We start from the raw sequence: 19,829 nt of genomic DNA, 5'->3' as shown, positions 1-19,829 counted from the left end.
TGGCGGTCGATGCCGCCCGGGGTCGCACTCGGACAAACGCGCGACACGCGTCCCCGGTTACGGGAGACGGAGGCCCGCATCGGGTAATGGAGATCGACGGGAGCGAGGTCCTCATACCTGGAACCCCTCCGGCAGCAGGCGCGCGAGCGCCCGGACGGCGCGGTACTGCAGCGCCTTGATGGCACCCTCGTTCTTGCCCATGGTCTGCGCGGTCTCGGCCACCGAGAAGCCCTGCAGGAACCGCAGCACGATGCACTCCTGCTGCTCCGGGTTGAGCTGCTTGACCGCGGTGAGCAGGGCGACGTTGGTGATGTGGTCGACCACCGCCGACTCCGGGCTGCCCTCGGGGCCGCGGTCCTCGCGGTCGGCGTCGAGCACGTCGCCGGTGGTGACCTCGAGGCGGTAGCGGCCCGACTTGAAGTGGTCGGCCACCAGGTTGCGGGCGATCGTGACCAGCCAGGCGCCCAGGTCGCGGCCCTGCCAGGTGAAGCTGCCGATCCGCTTGAGCGCGCGCAGGAACGTGTCGGACGTGAGGTCCTCGGCGAGCTGGCGGTTGCCGACGCGGAAGTAGACGAAGCGGAAGACGGTGTCGACGTACCGGTCGTAGATCAGCCCGAACGCCTCGGCCTCGCCGGCCTGGGCGCGCTCGACCAGCGCCCACACCTCGGCGGCGGCGTCGCCGGGGTCGGGGCGGGACGGGAACTTGGGCGGCTCGGCGTCGCGCTGCGGTCCGGTGGTGCTCTGCGCCGGCACCACCACGGTCGCCTCGCCGGGCAGCGCTGACTCGCCGATGTTGCTGCGCTGGCCGGCGGTGGGCTGCGCGGGCATCGGCGGCCGGCCGGGCACGGCGACCCGGCCGCCGCCGGCCATCGGCTTGGCGTTGCCGGTCGGCGGCAGACGGTGGCCGGGCGACTCGTTGATGTGCGGGCGGTTGCGGGTGCGCTTGGGGCTGTCCCCGCGGATGGTGTTGACGATCATGTCGTCGACCGAGCGGCGGATTCCCGTCAGGCCGTCGGCGAGGGAGCGGTGGTACGGGTCCCCGGCGTACACATGGCTCACTGCGCCTCCTCGACCCGGCGGCTCAGCTCCGACTGCTCATCCGTCCCGCCGAACGGGGATTGGCAGTTTCTTCGCGCTTCTGGCACAGCGGCCTCCTCGGGATGAGGGGTGGTTACTCATAGCAAAAGGGGCGAAGCGGCCCGCAACGAAGCGAACCAACCTCACCCAGGGCTTTGGAGTCCGTTACGCAGGCGCGCAGTATCACGGACTCCGGACACACGGAGTCGCACATCGTGTGCGCTGCGCGAAAATAGTACGAAGTGGCGCAGACGAGACACAAGGAACGTCTGACACGATGACCGTCTCGGGGACCCGAATGACGGACAGGCTGTCCGCCGTCCACTTCCGTGCAGGTTTGTGCCAGACTCGTGCCTCGTGGAGGACGCAGCCCGGGACCCGGTCGCAGCCGCGGCGGCCAGACGGCCCGACGGCCCCGCGCTGATTACCCCCGAAACCGTGCTGACCTGGGCCGACGTGGACCGTCAGGTGACCGCGGCGGCGCAGCGGGTGGCCGCGCTCGTGCCGCCGGGGGAGCGGGTAGCGATCGTCCTGGGCACCTCGGTGGACTTCGTCATGACGTACTTCGGCGTGCTGCGGGCCGGACGGGTCGCCGTGCCGCTCAACCCCGCGTACACCGCCGGCGAGCTCGAGTACGCGCTCACCGACTCGGGCGCCGCGCTCGTCGTCGCGCGCGAGGCCGGGCAGGTGCGGCTGCCGCAGGCGGGACCTCCCCGCGTACGCCCGAACTTCGACCTCGACGAGCAGGCGCGGCCCGGGGACCTGCCCGAGGTGTCGGCGCGCGATCTCGCCGTGCTGCTCTACACGTCCGGCACCAGCGGACGGCCCAAGGGCGCGATGCTCACGCACGCGGCGCTGGCCGCCAACCACGACCAGCTCGACGCGATCGACCCGCCGGTCGTCGGCCCGGACGACGTCGTGCTGCTGGCGATGCCGCTGTTCCACGCGTACGGGCTCAACACGGGACTGGGCACGGTCGCGCACCACGCGGCGACCGGCGTGCTCGTCGACCGGTTCGACCCCGCCGCGTCGCTGGCCGTGATCGCCGAGCGGGGCGTCACCGTGACCGTGGGTGTGCCGAGCATGTACGCGGCCTGGTCGCGCCGGACGGGAGCGAGAAGGGCACTGCGGACCGTACGGACCGCCGTGTGCGGCGCCGCGCCGCTGGCGCCCGACGAGATGGCCCGCTTCACCGCGGCGACGGGCAAGAGCGTCATCGTCGGCTACGGGCTCACCGAGACCGCCCCGGTGCTGACCACCACGGCGGTCAGCGACCGCGGCAAGCCCGGCTCGATCGGCCGCCCGCTGCCGGGCGTCTCGCTGCGGCTGCGCTCGGCAGCGGGCCAGGTGCTCTGGGAGGACGGCACCGCGTCGCCCGACGAGGACCTCGCCGAGCTCGACCTGTCCGTGGCGGATTCGGCCGGCACCGATCCGGGCGAGATCGTGGTGCGCGGTGCGAACCTGTTCTCCGGATACTGGCCCGACGGGCGCGGCGGTCCGGACGCGGACGGGTGGTGGGCCACCGGCGACGTCGCGTACGCGGACGGCGACGGCGACCTGCACCTGGTCGACCGGCTCGACGAGCTGATCCTGGTGCACGGCTTCAACGTCTATCCCGCCGAGATCGAGCGGGTGCTGGGCTCGCACCCCGGCGTGGCCGAGTCGGCGGTCGTCGGCGTGCCCGACGAGGAGGCCGGGCAGCGACCGCACGCCTTCGTGGTGGCCGCGATCGACCCGCCGCCCACGCCCGCCGAGCTGCAGGTCTACTGCGCGGCGCAGCTGGCGCGGTTCAAGCTGCCGACCGTCGAGCTGGTGCGTGAGCTTCCCCACTCGGCGATCGGCAAGGTACGCAAGAGGGAGCTGCGATGAGCCGAGTGACGCTGATCAGCCGCGACGGCTGCCACCTGTGCGAGGAGGCCGAGGCGGTGCTGGACCGGATCCTGCCGGGCCAGTGGGTGCGGGTCGACGTGGCGTCGTCGATCGACCTCGAGCGCGACTACGGCGACCGGGTGCCGGTGGTGCTGCTCGACGGCGCCGAGCACGGCTACTGGCGGGTGGAGGAGTCCCGGCTCCTCAGCGATCTGGCGCGACAGCCGGGGGAGCCCCGCCTGTAGGTTGTTCGCCGTGGCGCGCACTCACCTAGTCTGGGACTGGAACGGCACCCTCCTCGACGATCTGAGCCTGGTGGTCTCGTCGTCCAACGAGGCGTTCGCGTCGGTGGGCGGCCGCGCGGTCGACGCCGACGAGCACCGCAGCCGGTTCCGCCGCCCGGTGGCCGAGTTCTACGCCGAGGTCCTCGAGCGGGCGGTCGACCAGGAGGAGTTCGGCAAGCTCGACCGCATCTTCCACGAGGCGTACCGGCTGGGGCTGACCGGCATGGCGCTCGCGGCGGACGCCTCGGCGGCCCTCAAGTCGTGGCCGGGCACGCAGTCGCTGCTGTCCATGTGGTTCCACGACGAGCTGGTGCCGGCGATCGAGACGTACGGCCTGACCGGCGTCTTCACCCGGGTCGACGGGCTGCGCGCCGAGCTGGGCGGCCACCTCAAGGCGGGCCATCTCGCCGAGCACCTGGACCACCTGGGGCTGACCGGCGACCAGGTCGTGCTGATCGGCGACTCGCTCGACGACGCCGCGGCGGCCGACTCGGTGGGCGGGGCGGTCGTGCTCTACACCGGCGGCTTCACCGACCCCACCCGGCTGCGCGCCTCGGGTCGTCCGGTCGCGGACACTCTGGTGGAAGCGGTCGCGATCGCCCGTACGCTGTAGCAGGGTGGTCGGTGTGGGCGCGAACCGGGCATAATCCAACGGTTCGGGTTGTATTTGCCCTCGGGCGAGATCGCTACCACGCGAGTTGATCTTTTGTCCACCCGCGCTACCAAGATCGCGATTTGTGCACACCTTCACAAGCGCCTACTCTCGATGCCGAAGAGCCCCGCCGGCACCTCGCGTGAAGCGCCCGGGGGCACAGGCGCCAGGCGCCCGAGGGCTCACAGGTTCGCCACCTCGTCGGCACGGAGTCAGATGAGTCAGCAGCGTCACGGAAGCACGCCCGGCCAAGCCCCAGACGACCGGGCCGGCGCCGTCGCGACGTTTCCGGATCTGCCGGAGGCGACGATCGCACGGCTGCCGGAATATCTGCGCGCCCTGCACAACCTCGGCGAGGGCGGTGCGGAGACGGTATCGAGCGAGGGACTGGCCGCAGCCGCGGGGGTCAACTCGGCCAAGCTCCGCAAGGACCTGTCACACCTGGGGTCGTACGGGACCCGCGGCGTCGGCTACGACGTGGCGCTGCTGATCGAGCAGATCGAGTACGTCCTCGGCCTCGACCAGCGCCGGGCGGTCTGCCTGGTCGGTCTCGGTAACCTCGGGCACGCGCTGGCCGGCTACGACGGCTTCGCCAGCCGCGGTTTCAAGATCGTCGCGCTGTTCGACGCCGACGAGGCCAAGGTCGGCGAGCAGATACACGGGCTGACCGTGCGCCACATCGCGGAGCTGGGCCGGGTCGCCGTCGACGAGAACATCGCGATCGGCGTGATCGCCACCCCGGCCGGCGCCGCGCAGGCGGTCGCCGACGTGCTGGTCGACGCGGGCGTCACCAGCATCCTCAACTTCGCCCCGTGCGTGCTGTCGGTGCCCGCCAACGTCGACGTCCGCAAGGTGGACCTCGCCATCGAACTGCAGATTCTCTCTTTCCACGAACACCGCAAGGCATCGCTGACCGCGCTGCCCGGCGGCAGGTCCGCCACGGCGGCGGGCAACCAGGAGGCGGTCGGGTCGTGAATCTCCTCAGCGTCGGTGCTTCCTATCGCACCGCCGACGTCGCCACGCTCGAGCGGCTCGTCGTCCCCGACCACGCGGTGCCCGGGCTCCTCGACAAGCTCGTCGCCCAGCCGTTCGTGGGCGAGGCGGTCGTCCTCTCCACCTGCAACCGGGTGGAGATCTACGCGGCGGTGAGCACCTTCCACGGCGGTCTGGGCGACATCTGCAACGTCCTCGCCGAGGTCTCCGGCATCCCGGCGACCGAGCTGGCCGGCCATCTCTACGTGCACTACGACGAGGCGGCGGTGCTGCACTCGTTCCAGGTCTCCAGCGGCCTCGACTCGATGGTCGTGGGCGAGTCGCAGATCCTGGGCCAGCTGCGCGACGCCTACCACACGGCCACCGAGGCGGACACGACCGGCCGCCTGCTGCACGAGCTCATGCAGCAGGCGCTGCGGGTCGGCAAGCGCGCGCACGCCGAGACCGGCATCGACCGGGCCGGCCAGAGCGTGGTGACCGCCGCGCTCGACGTGGCCGAGGCCGAGCTGGGCGACCTCTCGGGGCGCCGGGCGCTGGTGATCGGCGCGGGCGCGATGGGCGCCCTGTCGGTGGCCACGCTGACCCGCGCCGGGGTGGGCCCGCTGCGGATCACCAACCGCAGCGCCGCCCGCGCCGAGCGGCTCGCCGAGGCGTACGGGGCGGTCGCCGTCCCCTACGACGAGCTCGACGCGGCCCTCCGCGAGGCCGACCTGGTGGTCTCGGCCACCGCGTCCACCGAGCCGGTGCTCACCCGGGCCCGGCTCGAGGCCGCCGCCCCGCTGGTCGTGCTCGACCTGGCGGTGCCGCGCGACGTCGCCCCCGACGCGGCCGGCATCCCCGGCATCACGGTGATCGACATCGACAGCCTCGCGGCCACCCGGCGCTCGATGCCGGCCGCCGCCGAGACGGCCGCGGTCGAGCAGATCGTCGCGAGCGAGGTCGACCACTTCCTGGCCTGGCTGCGCGGCGCCGACATCGCCCCGACCGTGGCGGCGCTGCGCACGCGCGCCGAGGACGTGGTCGCGGCCGAGCTGCGCAAGCTGTGGTCGCGCCGGTCGGAATTCAGCGAGGAGCAACGGGCCGACGTTTCCCGTACGCTGCATCGCGTCGTTCAGCAGCTGCTGCACTCGCCCACCGTGCGCGTGCGTCAGCTGGCCGCCGAGCCCGGCGGCGACCAGTACGCGGCGCTTCTGCGCGAATTGTTCGATCTGGACGTTCCCCACACCACCGCGGCGAATGCCGTACCCGAGATCGGAGGATCGGCGTGAGCACACCAGCCCCGGGTTCTCCGCGCCGTCCGGACGACCGGACGTCGGCGGGCACACCGCTGCGCCTCGGCACGCGAGGCAGCGCGCTGGCGATCGCCCAGTCCCAGCAGACCGCCGACGCCCTGACCGCGGCCACCGGCCGTCCGGTCGAGCTCGTGCGCATCGTCACCCAGGGCGACCGCTCGTCCGCCCCGGTCGCCCAGCTCGGCGTGGGCGTGTTCGTCTCGGCGCTGCGGGACGCGCTGATCGCCGGCGAGATCGACTTCGCCGTGCACTCGTACAAGGACCTGCCCACCGCCGCGCACCCGCGCCTGCACATCGCGGCCGTGCCCCCGCGCGAGGACCCGCGTGACGCCCTGGTCGCCCGCGGTGACCGCACGCTCGCGGAGCTGCCGCCCGGCTCCACGATCGGCACCGGCGCGGTGCGCCGAATCGCGCAACTGCGGGCCTTGGGCCTAGAGTTGCAGGTCACGCCGATCCGCGGGAACATCGACAGCCGGATCGCCCGGGTCAAGGGACCCGAGGCCGATCTGGACGCCGTCGTTCTCGCCCGGGCCGGCGTGGTGCGCATCGGCAGAGCCGCCGAGATCGCCGAAACGCTCGACCCGATGCTCATGCTGCCGGCCCCCGCCCAGGGCGCGCTCGCAGTGGAGTGCCGGGCCGACGACGCAGACCTGGTCGAACTGCTGGCCGCGCTCGACCACGCACCGTCCCGGGCCGCCGTCACGGCGGAACGGGCGTTGCTCGCCACGCTCGAGGCCGGGTGCTCAGCCCCGGTCGCGGCACACGCCGAGCTCGCCGAGGGCGAGGACGGCGACGAGATCTACCTGCGCGGTGCGGTGATCAGCCCGGATGGGGTTCGAGCCATCCGGCTGTCGCGCACCGGAACGCCCGCCGACGCGGCGGAGATCGGCAAGGCGCTCGCCGCCGATCTCCTCGACGCCGGCGCCGACACCCTGATCGGGAGCACAGAATGACCACCCGCACCGCCCGCAAGCCAGCAGGACGCATCGCGTTCGTCGGCGCCGGTCCCGGCGACCCGGAGCTGCTGACCCGTCGCGCGCACGCCGCGCTCACCGACGCCGACCAGGTGGTCTACGACCGTGGTGTCCCCGAGTCCCTGCTGACCGCCATCCGGTCGGAGGCCAAGGCGGACGCCCAGTTCAGCCCGGCCGAGGGCGCGCCCGGCGACGTCGCCAAGGTGCTGCTCTCCGCGGCCAGGTCCGGCCTTTCCGCCGTGCACCTGGTCGCCGGCGACCCGTTCGGCCACGAGTCCGTCGTCAAGGAGGTGCAGGCGGTCGCGCGCACCGCGGTGCACTTCGAGGTCGTGCCCGGCCTGGGCCAGGCCGAGGGCGTGGCCACGTACGCCGGTGTGCCGCTGCCCGGCGTCCGCATCACGGCCGACGTCGGCGACGTGACCCACCTCGACTTCGATGCGCTCGCCACCGCCGCGCTCAAGGGCTCGTTCGCGGTCGCCGTCGACGCGGGCGACCTCGCCGCCGTGCGCGACGGGCTGCTCGCCGCGGGCGTCGAGCCCGGCACCCCGGTCGCGGTGACCGGCGACGGCACCGGCGAGACGCAGTACACGACCACCTCGACGGTCGACAGCTTCGTCGCCGCCGCGCTCGGCTTCACCGGCCGCGTGGTGCTCACCGTCGGCGCCGACGTCGCCGAGCGCGACACCATGAGCTGGTGGGAGAACCGCCCGCTGTACGGCTGGAAGGTCCTGGTGCCGCGCACCAAGGAGCAGGCCGGCGCGATGAGCGCGCGGCTGCGGGCCTACGGCGCCATCCCGTGCGAGGTGCCGACCATTGCGGTCGAGCCGCCGCGCACCCCGGCGCAGATGGAGCGCGCGGTCAAGGGCCTGGTCGACGGCCGGTACGCCTGGGTCGTCTTCACCTCGGTCAACGCCGTCCGCGCGGTGTGGGAGAAGTTCGACGAGCACGGCCTCGACGCCCGCCACTTCGGCGGCGTGAAGATCGCCTGCATCGGCGAGGCCACCGCCGAGGCGGTGCGGGCATTCGGCATCCAGCCCGAGCTGATCCCGGCCGGCGAGCAGTCCAGCGAGGGCCTGCTGGCCGAGTTCTCGCCGCACGACGAGATCCTCGACCCGGTCGGCCGGGTGCTGCTGCCGCGCGCCGACATCGCCACCGAGACGCTGGCCGCCGGCCTGATCGAACGGGGCTGGGAGGTGGACGACGTGACCGCGTACCGCACGGTGCGGGCCGCGCCGCCGCCGGCCGAGATCCGCGACGCGATCAAGTCGGGCGGCTTCGACGCGGTGCTGTTCACCTCGTCCAGCACGGTCCGGAACCTGGTCGGCATCGCCGGCAAGCCGCACGCCCGTACGGTCGTCGCGGTGATCGGCCCCAAGACCGCCGAGACCGCCACCGAGTTCGGCCTGCGCGTCGACGTCCAGCCCCAGCACGCCAGCGTGCCGGACCTGGTCGAGGCGCTCGCGGCGTACGCGGTCGAGCTGCGCGAGAAGCTGGCCGCGATGCCGGCCAAGCAGCGCCGCGGCTCGAAGGTCCAGGGCCCGACCGCTCTTCGTTTCCGCTGACCGTTCTCCGCTCTTCGTTGGGAGTGCGCCATGTCCTTCCCGGACGTCCGTCCGCGCCGGCTGCGGCGCACTCCCGCGATGCGCCGGCTCGTCGAGGAGACCCGCATCTCCCCGGCCGAGCTGGTGCTGCCGCTCTTTCTGCGGGAGGGGCTGACCGAGCCCCGCGAGATCAGCTCGCTGCCCGGCGTGCTGCAGCACTCGCGGGACTCGCTGCGCAAGGCCGCGCACGAGGCGGTCAGCGCCGGGGTCGGCGGGCTGATGCTGTTCGGCGTGCCGTCGAACGAGAACAAGGACGAGACCGGCTCGTGCGGCCTCGACCCGGACGGCATCCTCAACGTCGGCATCCGTGACCTGATCGCCGAGGTGGGCGACTCGACGGTCGTGATGGGCGACCTGTGCCTCGACGAGTTCACCTCGCACGGGCACTGCGGCGTGCTCGCCGCCGACGGCTCGGTGGACAACGACGCCACGCTCGCTTTGTACGCCCAGATGGCGGTGGCGCAGGCCGAAGCGGGCGTCCACATGGTCGGCCCGTCGGGCATGATGGACGGCCAGATCGGCGTGATCCGACGTGCGCTGGACAAGGCCGGCTACCAGGACGTCTCCGTCCTCGCCTACTCGGCGAAGTACGCGGGCGCGTTCTACGGCCCGTTCCGCGAGGCCGTCGAGTCGACGCTGCAGGGCGACCGCCGGCAGTACCAGCAGGACCCGCCGAACCTGCGCGAGGCGCTGCGCGAGGTCGACCTCGACGTGGCCGAGGGCGCCGACATCGTCATGGTGAAGCCCGCGCTTCCCTACCTCGACGTGATCGCCGCGATCCGTGAGCGGGTCACAGTGCCGGTGGCGGCCTACCAGGTGTCGGGCGAGTACGCGATGGTCGAGGCCGCCGCACGCAACGGCTGGATCGACCGTGAGCGGGTCATGCTGGAGTCGCTGACCTCGATCAAGCGGGCCGGCGCGCAGATCACGCTGACCTACTGGGCCGCCGAGGTGGCCCAGATGCTGCGGCGTTTCTAGGTCTGCGCCACGTCGGACAGGCCATCGGTCATGTCGACGGGCCACCCCGTCAGTGACCGACCACGCTCACCACGACGAGGGCGAGGGCCGCGCCGATCGCGATGCAGGCGAAGGCCGCACCGGCGACCACCCTGAGGACGGCGAGCAGCGGTGCCGCGGCCTTGACCACGGCCCAGATCGCGACGAAGGCCAGAGCCACCGCGGCGAAGAGATAGACGTTGCTGGTGTCTGAGGTGAGCATGGCCGCCACCGTTCCTCGGTAACCGACAGATCGCCCCACGGTCTCGGGGGTAACTCCCATGAAAGACCGACGTGCTTGAATGAAGGCCGGATCTGGACAGGGCTGGCCAAGTCTGGGCATCAGGGCAGGACGATCACGTGGGGTGGACGTGGCCGACGCAAGCGGAGGGCCGACCGCGGCCGGTCCGGACCCGCGGCGCGTCCGCGACCTGCCGTCCCTCGCCCGCGAGCTGGCGCTGCTGGCCGCCCGGGCGGCCCGGGGTTCCGGCCGCCGGCAGATCTCCCAGGCCGAGCTGACCCGCCGGCTGGGCCTGCCGAGCACGATGAAGTCGACGATCAACAGCTACTTCAGCGGCAAGAGTCTTGCGCCGCCTGACACACTCGATGCCATCGTGATCGCTCTCGGGGCCACACCCGAGGATCAGCGATTGTGGAGCGAGGCGTGGGAGCGCGTGAACATGCAGAGGCTCGACGCGAGACGCGGTAACCGGCCGGCCGTCGCCGCGACCGGTCCCGACCAGGTGGTGGCCGAGCTCCGGGCGCGATTGGACCGCACCCGGCACCGGCTGGGCGACGTGCTCGCGGTGAGCGCGCACAACATGGACACCTTGATCCGGGTGCCCAAGATCGTCGCCGACGACGAGATCGAGATCGCCCGGCCGACGCCGGCGCCCGGCGGGTCCGGCGCGAACACCATGGTCGGGCTGAGCCGCCTGGGCATCCGGGTCAGCGTGGCCGGCGCGGTCGCCGACGACGAGAACGGGATGCGGCTGCGGTCTGCGTTGGCGGCCGACGGCGTGAACACCGAGCACCTGCTCACCATCAGCGAGCCCGGGCTGGGCAGCGGCAGCGCGTACGTGCTCACCGAACATGCCGGCGCGCGCAGCATCTATCCGTACGCCGGGGTGAACAACCGCCTCGCCGCGGTGGTAGCCGACCGTGGCCTGGTGCCCGCGCTGCGCTCCGCCGTGGCCGGGCACCGGATCCTGCACCTGTCGTCCTTCGTCGGCTCCGACGAGCGCCGGCTGCAGGAGAGCCTGGTCGCCTCGGTGGACGACGACACGATCGTGTCGTTCACGCCGGGCTCGCTCTACGCCAAGCTCGGCGGCGACCGGCTCGCGTCCATCCTGCGCCGGGCCAACCTGCTGTTCATGTACGAGCAGCAACTCGACCAGCTGCTGCGCCGCACCAATCTGGGCGCCGGATCGCCCGGCCACCGGATGGAGGACCAGATCCGCACGCTGTTCTCCTGGCGGGCGGCCGGCGCGCAGGCACAGCCGCTCATCCTGGTGGTGAAGCGCCCCGCGGAACTGGTCGCCGGGTCGCGGCGGGACTACGTCGCGGTCGCCTTCGGCCGCACCAGCATGGAGGGCTTCGCCCAGCCGGACGGCGAGCTGTCCCATCACGACATCCTGGACGCGACGGGCGCCGGCGACGCGCTGGCCGCCGGGATTCTCTTCGCCCTGCTGCGCGGCGCCCCGCCCGGCGAGGCGGCGAACTTCGCCTACGTCATGGCGTTGTCGGCCTCGAGCGGCGTGGGTGCCCGGACGGGCTTGCCGGACACTTCGACCCTGGCGGAGCACTGGCGGCGGCATCTGCCGGCCTCGCCGCTGCCCCGGTGGCTCGGTCTCGCGTAGGTCAGATCGTGGCCTCGAGGCTCTGCACGAGCTGGGCAACGTCCGCGCCGTACTCGTACCAGTCGCGGTCCGGCTGATAGCCCAGCTCGGCGTTCACCTTGAGCATCGACTCGTTGTGCTGGGCGTTCCAGGTCTGCACCTCGCGCAGGCCCGGCTCGGCCGCGCGCAGCTCGAACAGCATCCGCGCCTTGATCGCCCGGTCGATGCCGTAGCCGCGGTGGTCCCGCACGACGATCGTGTCGTACTGGTCGGCCCGCTCGGGATGGTGGGCGGGGACCACGACCTCGGTGAGCCCGGCGACGACCCCGCTCGCGTCGTGCAGGGCGAGCACGATGTACGGCTTCAGGCCGCGCTTGTGGAGCGTGGTGAGCGAGTCGCGCAGCCGCTGCGGGTCGGAGGAGCGCGGCGCCAGGTCGAGGTCGTCGTCGTCCTGCGCCTCGAGCTTGGCCTGCGCGTACGCCTCGAGAAGGTGGTCGGGCGGCCCGCCCGGGTGGAACTCGACCCGGTAGCCGGAGCCGATGCCGGTGGCCATGTCGCCCAGCGCCGGCCAGTCCACCGCGGACAGCAGCAGCACGCTGCGCGTCTCGACGAACTCCCGCTCGAAGCCCAGCGACTCGTAGAACGCGATCGCCGGCGTGCCGCCGATGGCCTCGACGCCGATCGTGGAGAACCCTTCCAGGTACGCCCGGCGCACCGCGACCGCCACGAGCTGGCGCCCCAGCCCCCGTCGTCGCAGGCTCGGCCGTACGAGCACCTCGAGCACGCCGATGTCGCCGAGCAGCAGCATGCTGACCGCGGCGAAGATCTCGCTCTCGCCCTCGGGCAGCCGGTCGTCCTCGGCGACCCAGCAGATCCGGCGCTCACCGGGCATCGTCTCGGAGAGGTATTCGCGCACCTGGCCGTCCACCCACTGCGGATCGTCCGGAAGGTCGGTGGCCAGCGCCGCGTTCACCGTCGCCACGAGCGACCGGATCTCCGGCGCCGAAGCGACCCGGGGATCCCATTCACGCACCCTCACCCGTACAGCTTGCCGGTAAGCGTTCCGTCTGGGAAGTGCTCCGACCGTAAATGTGTAGGTAACGTAACGCTCCGTACAAGACCGGATCTACGCTCGCGACCGTCGTCCGTAGTCGTTGGCCGCGTCGAACACTTTCTGTGCATATGGGCGCACGGCGTTGTAGGACAGGATGGCGTCCCACCAGGCATCCGGCTTGGACAGGTCCCGTCCCGCCTGGCACAGGTAGGTGGCCGCGGTCAGCGCCGCGTCGTCGATGTCGTTGGGGTCTGCGACCTGGTTGTTGTCGGCGTCCACCTTGTAGGAGTTCCACGTGGCCGGGATGAACTGCAGCGGCCCCATCGCCCGGTCGTAGGTGGTGTCCTGGTCGAGCGCGCCGCGGTCGGTGTCCGGCACCAGCTGCCGCCCGCCCTTGCCGTCCAGCGGCAGCCCGAAGATCGCCGGCAACGCCGTCCCGTCGGTGGACAGCACCGCCCCGTTGGCCGCCCCGTGCGACGACTCGATCTTCCCGAGCGCCGCCAGCGTGGTCCAGCTCAACCGGCACGACGGCTTGGTGCGCGCCAGAACCATCTCGGCATACCCGTACGCCTGCACCGCCACGACCGGAATCCCGACCCGCGTGCCGATCTCCGTCGCCCACGCCGCCAGCGAGTCCGCCGGCCGCACCCCCGTCTGCGCCGCCGTCGTCGGCCCCACGGTCGCCCCCTGCGCTCCCGTCGGCACCGCGCCGCTGGGCAGCACCCCCGTCGGCGCTGTCCCCGGCAGCCCCGCCGGCGGCACCGTCCCCGGAAGCCCACTGCCCGGCGCTCCCCCCGACGGAACCGCGGCCGCCCCCTCCAGCGGAAACCCGGGCGTCGCACTGGGCGAGGGCGCCGACTGCAACGCCTCCGGCACGAGGTAGGCCCCCGCCGTGCCCGCCGCCCCCAGCAACAGAACCGCGATCACCGCCGGCACGATCAGCCGGCCGCTGGGCCTCTTCGCCCAGGCCGCCACGCCCCGGCCCATCCGGCCGACCGCTCCGAAGGACCTGCTCTGCCTGCGGACCGCCCTGCTGACAGTCGCCGGCTTGCTGCCCTCGTTGCCTTCGTCCTTCGTGCCCTTGGTGACGTTCGGCGCCGTGCCGGAGCCCTTGGCCGCCGTTGGCTCGTCGGCCTTGGCCGGGGGTTCCTTCGCTGCACCCTCGGCGCTGAGGCGTGCGGCTCGTTCCACTTCGCTGAGAGGCTTGACGGCGGCGCCTGCCTTTTGCGGCTGCTGCGCCTTGTCTGCCTTCTCTGCCGAGGCCGCGTCTGTCGGGGCCGCGCCCTTGCCCGGGCTCGCGGAGGTTGCGCTCGCGCCGACTGCTTCTGCGCTCGCGCCGGCTGTTCCCACGCCCGCGCCGGCCGCGCCCGCGCCCGCCGTTCCCGCGCTGGCTGTTCCCGCGCCCGCCGTTCCTATGCCCGTGCCGGCCGCACCCGCGCCGGCCGTTCCCGCGCCGGCAGCTACTGCGCCCGTGCCAGCTGTTCCTGCGCCCGCGCCGCCTGCGCCCGCGCCGCCTGTGTTCGCGCCGGCTGTGCCCGCACTCGTGCCGGCTGTTCCCGTGCCCGCGCCAGCTGTTCCCGCGCCCGCGCCGCCCGTGTTCGCGCCGACCGTTCCCGCACTCGCGCCAGCTGTTCCCGCGCCCGTGCCGGCTGTTCCCGCGCCCGCTGTTCCTGTGCCTGGGCCTGCTGTTTCGTTGCCCGTGCCGGCCGTGCCTGCGCCGGCCACCGCAGCTGCGCTCGGGTTCGCCGCTGGCGTGCCCGTCCCGGCGGGGCTCGCGGTCGCTCCGCCCTTCCCGCCTTTGCCCGCGGCTCGGCCATCCGTGGTGCCGAAGCTCGTCGTGCCGGCGCGCACTTCCGTACCGTCCGTCGTCCCCGCGGCGCCAGTCGCGCTCAGCCCTGTCTCTGCGACGCCAGCCGAACCGGTACCCGCCGCAGCAGGAGCCGCCTTCCCCGCGTCGTTCGCTTCGGCACTTCCCCCGAGGCCGCCCGCGCTCGCCGCATGCTTACCTCCGGCGCCCGCACCCGGCGTTCCTCCTCCGGTACGCGGTCTGGGCACTGCCGCTGGCCGAATCGTCGGCACCTTCGTGGCAGACGCAGGCCGCGACTCCTTCTCCGACGCCGCGGAAGGGTCGGCCGGTTCGCTCGTCGAGGGCTCCGCGGACGGTTCCAGCGGAGCAGCACCCGAACTGGCCAAGGGCCCGCCCTGATGCGGCGCCGCAGCCCTCAGCTCGGGACCCGAAGACGATTTCTCCTGCCGCTCCACCACGCGAACGACACTACCCAACCGCCGCCTGCGCGCGAGTGCCCGCTTAGACGCCTGTGGATAACTCATCCACAGCCCACGCGCCCCGGCGTAGCTTGAGGCCTTAGGGTCGGGGGCCCCCTGGCGGGCGGGCTGTGTGCGAAGTGGGCTGCGAACAAGGCGGCCTGCGAACGGGGCGGCCCGCAAAGGAGCGAGCCCCGCGAATGAGCGGGCTGCGCACGGGGCGGCTCCGGAACGAGCGAGCCCCGCGAACGAGCGGGCTGCGCACGGGGCGGCCCCGGAACGAGCGAGCCCCGCGAACGAGCGGGCTGCGCACGGGGCGGCCCGGGAACGAGCGAGCCCGGCGAACGAGCGAGCGGCGCACGGGGTGCCCGCGAATGAGCAAGCCCCGCGAACGAGCAAGCCCCGCGAACGGGGCGCCTGCGAGCAAGCGATCCGCGAGCAGGGCGCCCGTGAACGCGCGGGCTGCGGACGAGGCACCGCGAAAGAGGCGCTGCGAGCGAGTGAGCTGCGACGGGAACGGGCTGACCAGCACGAAGGGCCCTGTGGACGGCGCCGGTGATGGGGGCGGCCTGGGTGTTCGCCGGTCGGGTGGAGGTCCTACGCTTCTCGTATGCCGCGTTACGAGTTCCGCTGCCGCGCGTGCGGCGACACGTTCGAGGTCAACCGGCCGATGAGTGAGGCTTCCGCGCCCTCGACGTGTCCGCAGGGGCACGCCGACACGGTCAAGCTGCTTTCAACCGTGGCGTTCACGGGGCGCGGCGGCGGCGCGCCTGCTCGTCCGGCGGCTCCGGCGGGCGGCGGCGGCGGTTGTTGCGGCGGCGCCTGCGGCTGCTGACGCCCGCCCGCGTCGATGCCGCGGATCGGCGTGGACGATGCCTTGGTGGCGCGGCTCGGCGGAGCTGCCGCAGACCGCCGCGGACGCTGCGTCGAGGGAGTGCCCGAGCGGACGCTACGTCGATGGTGGGGTTCGGCATGACGCTGCCTCGGCGGCGCGGGCCCGGCGTGACGCTGCCCCGGCGGCGCCGGCCCGGCGTGACGCTGCCCCGGCGGCGCGGGCCCGGCGTGACTGCTACCTCGGCGGCGCGGCCCGACGGGGCCTGCTGTGTCGATGGTGCGGCCCCGCGCGGGGATGCTGCGTTGGTGGCACGGCCCGGGACCGGATGCTGCGTCCGGCCCGGACGGTTGCGTGCCGTGGAGAGCAGCGACCCAACCTCCCCGAAGATCATCGAAGACACCCCCAGGCGTCCATAGGCCAGCCGGAGCCGGCAGCACGACCCCGGGGAGAAGCCCGAAGACAAGGGCCCTACCGGTCCATCAGGCGGACACGAGCCGCGCCATTGTCCAAATAGCGGGACATGCGGCCAGGATCACTAACCCCTTCGCTGATCTCCGTCCGTGGCGGACAGACGGTGCGACCTGCGGCGACGCTGTCGGAAATATGATGATCTAGGTGAGCGGACGGCGCCGGCGAAGGGCGTCGCACAAAGTGCCTCTTGCGGGGACCGCCGAAAGGGCGGCCGCGACTGGCCGGCTGTGGCGTGACTCGGCTCGATCCTTTTCGTTACGTCACGCGTAGTGCCGTAAGAAGTCGCCGGCATCCTTCGTCCGGGGTCGGTCGTGGCGGGCGGACGGTTACCGTCCGTTTCTACGATGGTCGGTGACGCAGTGATACGGCAGCATGAGAAAGTGACTTCCTGAGGGGCGGAGGTTCAACCGTGTCGGGACGAACCGAGCTGCCGAGCGGGCTGGTGACCTTTGTGTTCACCGACATCGAGGGCTCGACTCGCTTGGCGCGGATGCTCGGCGACAACTACGGCTCGGTCCTCGGTGCTCACCGCTCGGTCATGAGGGCTGCGTTCCGTCACTTCGGCGGTGTCGAGCTTTTCACTGAGGGTGACAGCTTTTTCATCGCCTTCGCGGATCCGTCGGCGGCGGTCGCGGCCTGTGTGGAGGCTCAACGGCAACTGTCCGCACACGACTGGCCGATTCCTGGCGCCGCCCCGCGCGTACGGATGGGAATGCACACCGGCTTCGCCCGGCCGATCGGCAACGAGTACGCCAGCGCCGAGGTGCACCGCGCCGCCCGCGTCGCGTCTGCCGCGCACGGTGGTCAGGTTCTCTGCTCGGGCGCCACCGCGCTGGCCGTCCTGACGTGTGGCGCCGACGTCCCGTTCGAGCTGCAGCAGCCCCGCAAGGAGGTCGACCTGCTCGATCTGGGCCCGCACCGCCTCCGCGGCTTCGACGACGACGAGCGCCTCTTCCAGGTCGTCGCCCCGGGCCTCGAGCGCGACTTCCCCCACCCGCGCACCCCGAGCGCCGCCGCCCACAACCTGCCGGTCCCGCTCACCACGTTCCTGGGCCGCCGCGCCGAGCTCGTCGAGCTGGCCGGCCTCGTGCGCGACCACCGCATCGTCACGGTCGCCGGCGCGGGCGGCTCGGGCAAGACGAGGCTGTCGCTGGCGGTGGCCGAGAGGCTCCTGGAGACGTACGCCCAGGGGGTGTGGACGGTCGAGGTCGTGAGCACCGGGCTGGCGCGCGCCGTCGCCACGGCTCTGGGGGTCCGTGGCGAGCCCGGCCGGCCGATCCTCGAGACGCTGCTGGAGCACTGCGCCGAGCGGCAGATGCTGCTCGTCCTGCAGACCGCCGACGCCGCCCCGGCCGCGTGCGCGACCCTCGTACGCCGTCTGCTCGCCCGCTGCCCTCGCCTGGACGTGCTGGTCACGAGCCGCGTGCCGCTCAACGTGCCCGGCGAGGTCGTCTGGCGCATTCCGCCGCTGTCGCCCGCGGACGTCTTCACGCTGCTGTCCGAGCGCGCGACGGAGGCCCGCGGCGGCCGGCCCACTCCGGTGGAGGATCACGCCGACCTGGCGGAGGTCGCCGCCATGCTCGAGGGTTCTCCGCTGGCGGTCGAGCTGGCCGCCGCGCGGTTGCGGTCGCTGTCGGCGGCGCAGCTGGCGGCGCGCCTGGAGGACCCGCTGTCGGCGCTGGACCCGGTGGGGGCGGAGGCCGGGGACCGGCACGACAGCCTCAGCGCCAGCCTCGACTGGTCCTATCGCACGCTCAGCACGCCCGCCGCGGGGCTGCTGCGGCGGCTCGCGGTCTTCGCCGGCACGGTGGAGCTGCCCACGGTGGAGTGGTGCGGCGTCGAGGCCCTCGGCGCGCTCTCCGAGCTGGCCGACAAGTCACTGGTCGACGTGGTGCCGGGCCCGCGCTACCGCCTCTCGGGACAGGTGCGGGCGTACGCCTCCCGGCAGCTGGCCGCAGCGGGCGACGAGCACGCCGCCCGCGACCGCCACGTCGCCTGGTCGCTGCACACGTTGGACACGGTCGCGGTGGACGTCGACGGCCAGCCCCGCACGACCTCGCTGACCGAGCTCACGCCGTACATCCCCGAGTGGGAGACCGCGCTGCGCTGGGCCGCGGCGAAGGGCAGCGTGCGCGCCGGGCTGCGGCTGGCCCTGGCGCTCGACCCGTGGTGGCGCGAGCACGGCGGGGCGGGGGAGGGGCGCGACCTGCTCTTCCGCCTCTATCAGCGGCTGGACGCCGAGCATGTCGAGCCGGTCCTGCTCGGCGGCGCTCACCTGGTGCACGCGGGGCTGGCCGACGACCGCGCCGAGCGGACCCGGTTCCTGGACCGCGCCGAGCGGATCGCGCGCGTCGAGGAGGACCACGCGCTGCTGGTGCGCGCGCTGGCCGGGCACCGCACGACGCTGGTCGAGTCGGGCCGCTACGACGAGGCCGAGCAGCTGTGCCGCGAGGTGATCGCCGAGGCGGAGCGCTGCGCGGTGGCCGAGGCCGCGCTGCCGGCGGTGATCGCGCTCGCCGAGCTGCTCTGGCGGCGCGACGCGCTGACCCAGGCGGCGGAGCTGCTGGCCGGCGCCCGTACGGCCGAGGCGGGCTGCCCCGAGTACCGGGGCAAGCGCACGGTCGACTGGCTGCTCGGCATGGTGGCGTTGCGCCGCGGTGACCTGGTGGCCGCGCACGACCACCTGGTGGTGGCGCTGCGGTCCCGGCTGCGGCACGGGTTCCGGGGCGCGGCGGCCGACGCGGTCGCGGCGATCGCGGTGCGCTGCGCGATGGGCGGCGACCCCGCGACCGCCGCGGTGCTGTTCGGCGGGGCCGAGGCGGCGCGGGGCGCCCGGCGTACGGAGATGTTCGGGCTCTTCTGGTCGGCGCAGCAGTTGTCGTTGCGCGCGTCGCTGGGCGATGCCACGTTCGACGCCGCGTACGCCGACGGGGTGGGTCTGGGTTTCGACCGGATCGTCGCGATGGCGCTCGCGGTCGAGCACCCGGACCTGCAGGACGGCGCGGCCCGTTTCGCGCAGACGCTGACCTAATGCATCAGCTTCGCCGCGCGGTCGACGTCGGCGCCGCGGACGAACGAGACCGAGCCGAACAGGTGCACCGCCTGGTAGTACGTCCACGCCAGCGTGTAGCAGGCGGTGCGTACGGCGAGCCGGTAGCGAGCGCAGCCCCGCTTGAGGTCGGCGTAGAACGTGTCGTCGACGCGCGCCTTGTTCGCCCGGAACGTGCCCAGGTCCTTGTAGTTGCGGTAGCCGAAGTCGTGGTGCCGGCACGCGAGGGTGAAGTCGAAGCCGAGCGGGCGCTCCGGGCCGGCCGAGCAGTCGTCGGTGGTCCAGTCGAAGCCGTACGACTTCCAGCTCTCGCGGTCGAGCCGGGCCGCGTTCCAGGCGGCCGTGCTGGCGGCGGTCGGCTGTGTCCAGCCGGCCAGGACGGCGGGCTTGTCGAGGGTGGTGGCCCGGGCGATCCCGGCGGGGACGACGAGCGTCAGCGCCAGGACGACGACGAGTGCGAGGCGTCGGGTCATGTGAGCAGTGTTCGAACTGATGTCTGACGTATACAACGCCGACGGGCCGGCTTTGGCGCACCGTGCCGAACCGGCCTTGATGGTGTTCTTGAACGATGGTTCATGT

Annotated in this window: 16 protein-coding genes; 11 read left to right on the top strand and 5 right to left on the bottom strand. The window is 72.9% G+C overall.

Annotation, left to right across the window (positions count from 1 at the left end):
- Positions 1-111: 111 nt before the first annotated feature.
- Positions 112-1,059: an ECF subfamily RNA polymerase sigma factor, BldN family gene (locus ACSNN8_RS09810; protein ID WP_436648332.1), complete on the bottom strand. Its 948-nt coding sequence runs from the start codon at positions 1,057-1,059 to the stop codon at positions 112-114.
- 375 nt (positions 1,060-1,434) lie between these two features.
- Here ACSNN8_RS09810 and ACSNN8_RS09805 point away from each other — a divergent pair, with 375 nt between their 5' ends.
- The 8 genes from ACSNN8_RS09805 to hemB all read left to right on the top strand — a co-directional run bounded on the left by ACSNN8_RS09805 (position 1,435) and on the right by hemB (position 9,720).
- Positions 1,435-2,946, top strand: a complete 1,512-nt coding sequence (locus ACSNN8_RS09805) for an AMP-binding protein (protein ID WP_436648331.1) — start codon at positions 1,435-1,437, stop codon at positions 2,944-2,946.
- Positions 2,943-3,191 (top strand): glutaredoxin family protein, encoded by a 249-nt coding sequence (locus tag ACSNN8_RS09800; RefSeq protein WP_436648330.1) that lies wholly within the window; start codon positions 2,943-2,945, stop codon positions 3,189-3,191. The genes ACSNN8_RS09805 and ACSNN8_RS09800 overlap by 4 nt, the downstream gene beginning before the upstream one ends.
- A 10-nt stretch (positions 3,192-3,201) precedes the next feature.
- A complete protein-coding gene (locus tag ACSNN8_RS09795; protein ID WP_436648329.1) occupies positions 3,202-3,843 on the top strand; it encodes an HAD family hydrolase in 642 nt (213 codons plus the stop codon).
- Between the two features lie 255 nt (positions 3,844-4,098).
- Positions 4,099-4,857, top strand: coding sequence for a redox-sensing transcriptional repressor Rex (locus tag ACSNN8_RS09790; RefSeq protein WP_436648328.1), 759 nt, complete (start codon positions 4,099-4,101; stop codon positions 4,855-4,857).
- Positions 4,854-6,143 carry a glutamyl-tRNA reductase gene (locus ACSNN8_RS09785; protein WP_436648327.1) on the top strand — a complete coding sequence of 430 codons (1,290 nt, stop codon included), beginning with the start codon at positions 4,854-4,856 and terminating at the stop codon, positions 6,141-6,143. The genes ACSNN8_RS09790 and ACSNN8_RS09785 overlap by 4 nt, the downstream gene beginning before the upstream one ends.
- Positions 6,140-7,120, top strand: coding sequence for a hydroxymethylbilane synthase (gene hemC / locus ACSNN8_RS09780; RefSeq protein ID WP_436648326.1), 981 nt, complete (start codon positions 6,140-6,142; stop codon positions 7,118-7,120). The genes ACSNN8_RS09785 and hemC overlap by 4 nt, the downstream gene beginning before the upstream one ends.
- Positions 7,117-8,703: a uroporphyrinogen-III synthase gene (locus tag ACSNN8_RS09775; protein ID WP_436648325.1), complete on the top strand. Its 1,587-nt coding sequence runs from the start codon at positions 7,117-7,119 to the stop codon at positions 8,701-8,703. Before hemC ends, ACSNN8_RS09775 begins: the two co-directional genes overlap by 4 nt.
- Positions 8,704-8,733: 30 nt before the next feature.
- Entirely contained in the window at positions 8,734-9,720 is a 987-nt protein-coding gene (gene hemB / locus ACSNN8_RS09770) for a porphobilinogen synthase (RefSeq protein ID WP_436648324.1), read from the top strand.
- A 49-nt stretch (positions 9,721-9,769) separates the two neighbouring features.
- Here hemB and ACSNN8_RS09765 read toward each other — a convergent pair whose 3' ends face one another.
- Positions 9,770-9,961 carry a hypothetical protein gene (locus ACSNN8_RS09765; protein WP_436648323.1) on the bottom strand — a complete coding sequence of 64 codons (192 nt, stop codon included), beginning with the start codon at positions 9,959-9,961 and terminating at the stop codon, positions 9,770-9,772.
- Between the two features lie 142 nt (positions 9,962-10,103).
- Here ACSNN8_RS09765 and ACSNN8_RS09760 point away from each other — a divergent pair, with 142 nt between their 5' ends.
- The gene (locus tag ACSNN8_RS09760; protein ID WP_436648322.1) at positions 10,104-11,597 is read left to right on the top strand and encodes a PfkB family carbohydrate kinase; all 1,494 of its coding nucleotides are present in this window, start codon (positions 10,104-10,106) and stop codon (positions 11,595-11,597) included.
- Position 11,598: 1 nt separating this feature from the next.
- Here the strand turns inward: ACSNN8_RS09760 and ACSNN8_RS09755 are convergent, their stop codons facing one another.
- Positions 11,599-12,615, bottom strand: coding sequence for an N-acetyltransferase family protein (locus tag ACSNN8_RS09755; protein WP_436648321.1), 1,017 nt, complete (start codon positions 12,613-12,615; stop codon positions 11,599-11,601).
- 87 nt (positions 12,616-12,702) lie between these two features.
- Positions 12,703-13,821, bottom strand: coding sequence for a lytic murein transglycosylase (locus tag ACSNN8_RS09750; protein WP_436648320.1), 1,119 nt, complete (start codon positions 13,819-13,821; stop codon positions 12,703-12,705).
- Between the two features lie 1,684 nt (positions 13,822-15,505).
- Here ACSNN8_RS09750 and ACSNN8_RS09745 point away from each other — a divergent pair.
- Positions 15,506-15,730 carry an FmdB family zinc ribbon protein gene (locus ACSNN8_RS09745; RefSeq protein ID WP_436648319.1) on the top strand — a complete coding sequence of 75 codons (225 nt, stop codon included), beginning with the start codon at positions 15,506-15,508 and terminating at the stop codon, positions 15,728-15,730.
- 880 nt (positions 15,731-16,610) lie between these two features.
- The gene (locus ACSNN8_RS09740; protein ID WP_436648318.1) at positions 16,611-19,232 is read left to right on the top strand and encodes an ATP-binding protein; all 2,622 of its coding nucleotides are present in this window, start codon (positions 16,611-16,613) and stop codon (positions 19,230-19,232) included.
- On the opposite strand, the gene ACSNN8_RS09735 is transcribed toward ACSNN8_RS09740, so the two are convergent.
- Positions 19,229-19,723 (bottom strand): phospholipase, encoded by a 495-nt coding sequence (locus tag ACSNN8_RS09735; protein WP_436648317.1) that lies wholly within the window; start codon positions 19,721-19,723, stop codon positions 19,229-19,231. The genes ACSNN8_RS09740 and ACSNN8_RS09735 overlap by 4 nt on opposite strands.
- Positions 19,724-19,829: the final 106 nt, after the last annotated feature.

The sequence above is a fragment of the Actinoplanes sp. URMC 104 genome, assembly GCF_051386375.1.
In the GTDB taxonomy this organism is placed as follows: Bacteria; Actinomycetota; Actinomycetes; order Mycobacteriales; family Micromonosporaceae; genus Actinoplanes.
This window is presented reverse-complemented; position numbering and strand designations above follow the sequence as displayed.

Excerpts from the sequence above, each read along its gene's own strand:
- hemB (WP_436648324.1), top strand. The coding sequence starts at position 8,734 with ATGTCCTTCCCGGACGTCCGTCCGCGCCGGCTGCGGCGCACTCCCGCG.
- ACSNN8_RS09775 (WP_436648325.1), top strand. The coding sequence starts at position 7,117 with ATGACCACCCGCACCGCCCGCAAGCCAGCAGGACGCATCGCGTTCGTC.
- ACSNN8_RS09765 (WP_436648323.1), bottom strand. The coding sequence starts at position 9,961 with ATGCTCACCTCAGACACCAGCAACGTCTATCTCTTCGCCGCGGTGGCT.
- ACSNN8_RS09800 (WP_436648330.1), top strand. The coding sequence starts at position 2,943 with ATGAGCCGAGTGACGCTGATCAGCCGCGACGGCTGCCACCTGTGCGAG.
- ACSNN8_RS09735 (WP_436648317.1), bottom strand. The coding sequence starts at position 19,723 with ATGACCCGACGCCTCGCACTCGTCGTCGTCCTGGCGCTGACGCTCGTC.
- ACSNN8_RS09745 (WP_436648319.1), top strand. The coding sequence starts at position 15,506 with ATGCCGCGTTACGAGTTCCGCTGCCGCGCGTGCGGCGACACGTTCGAG.
- ACSNN8_RS09790 (WP_436648328.1), top strand. The coding sequence starts at position 4,099 with ATGAGTCAGCAGCGTCACGGAAGCACGCCCGGCCAAGCCCCAGACGAC.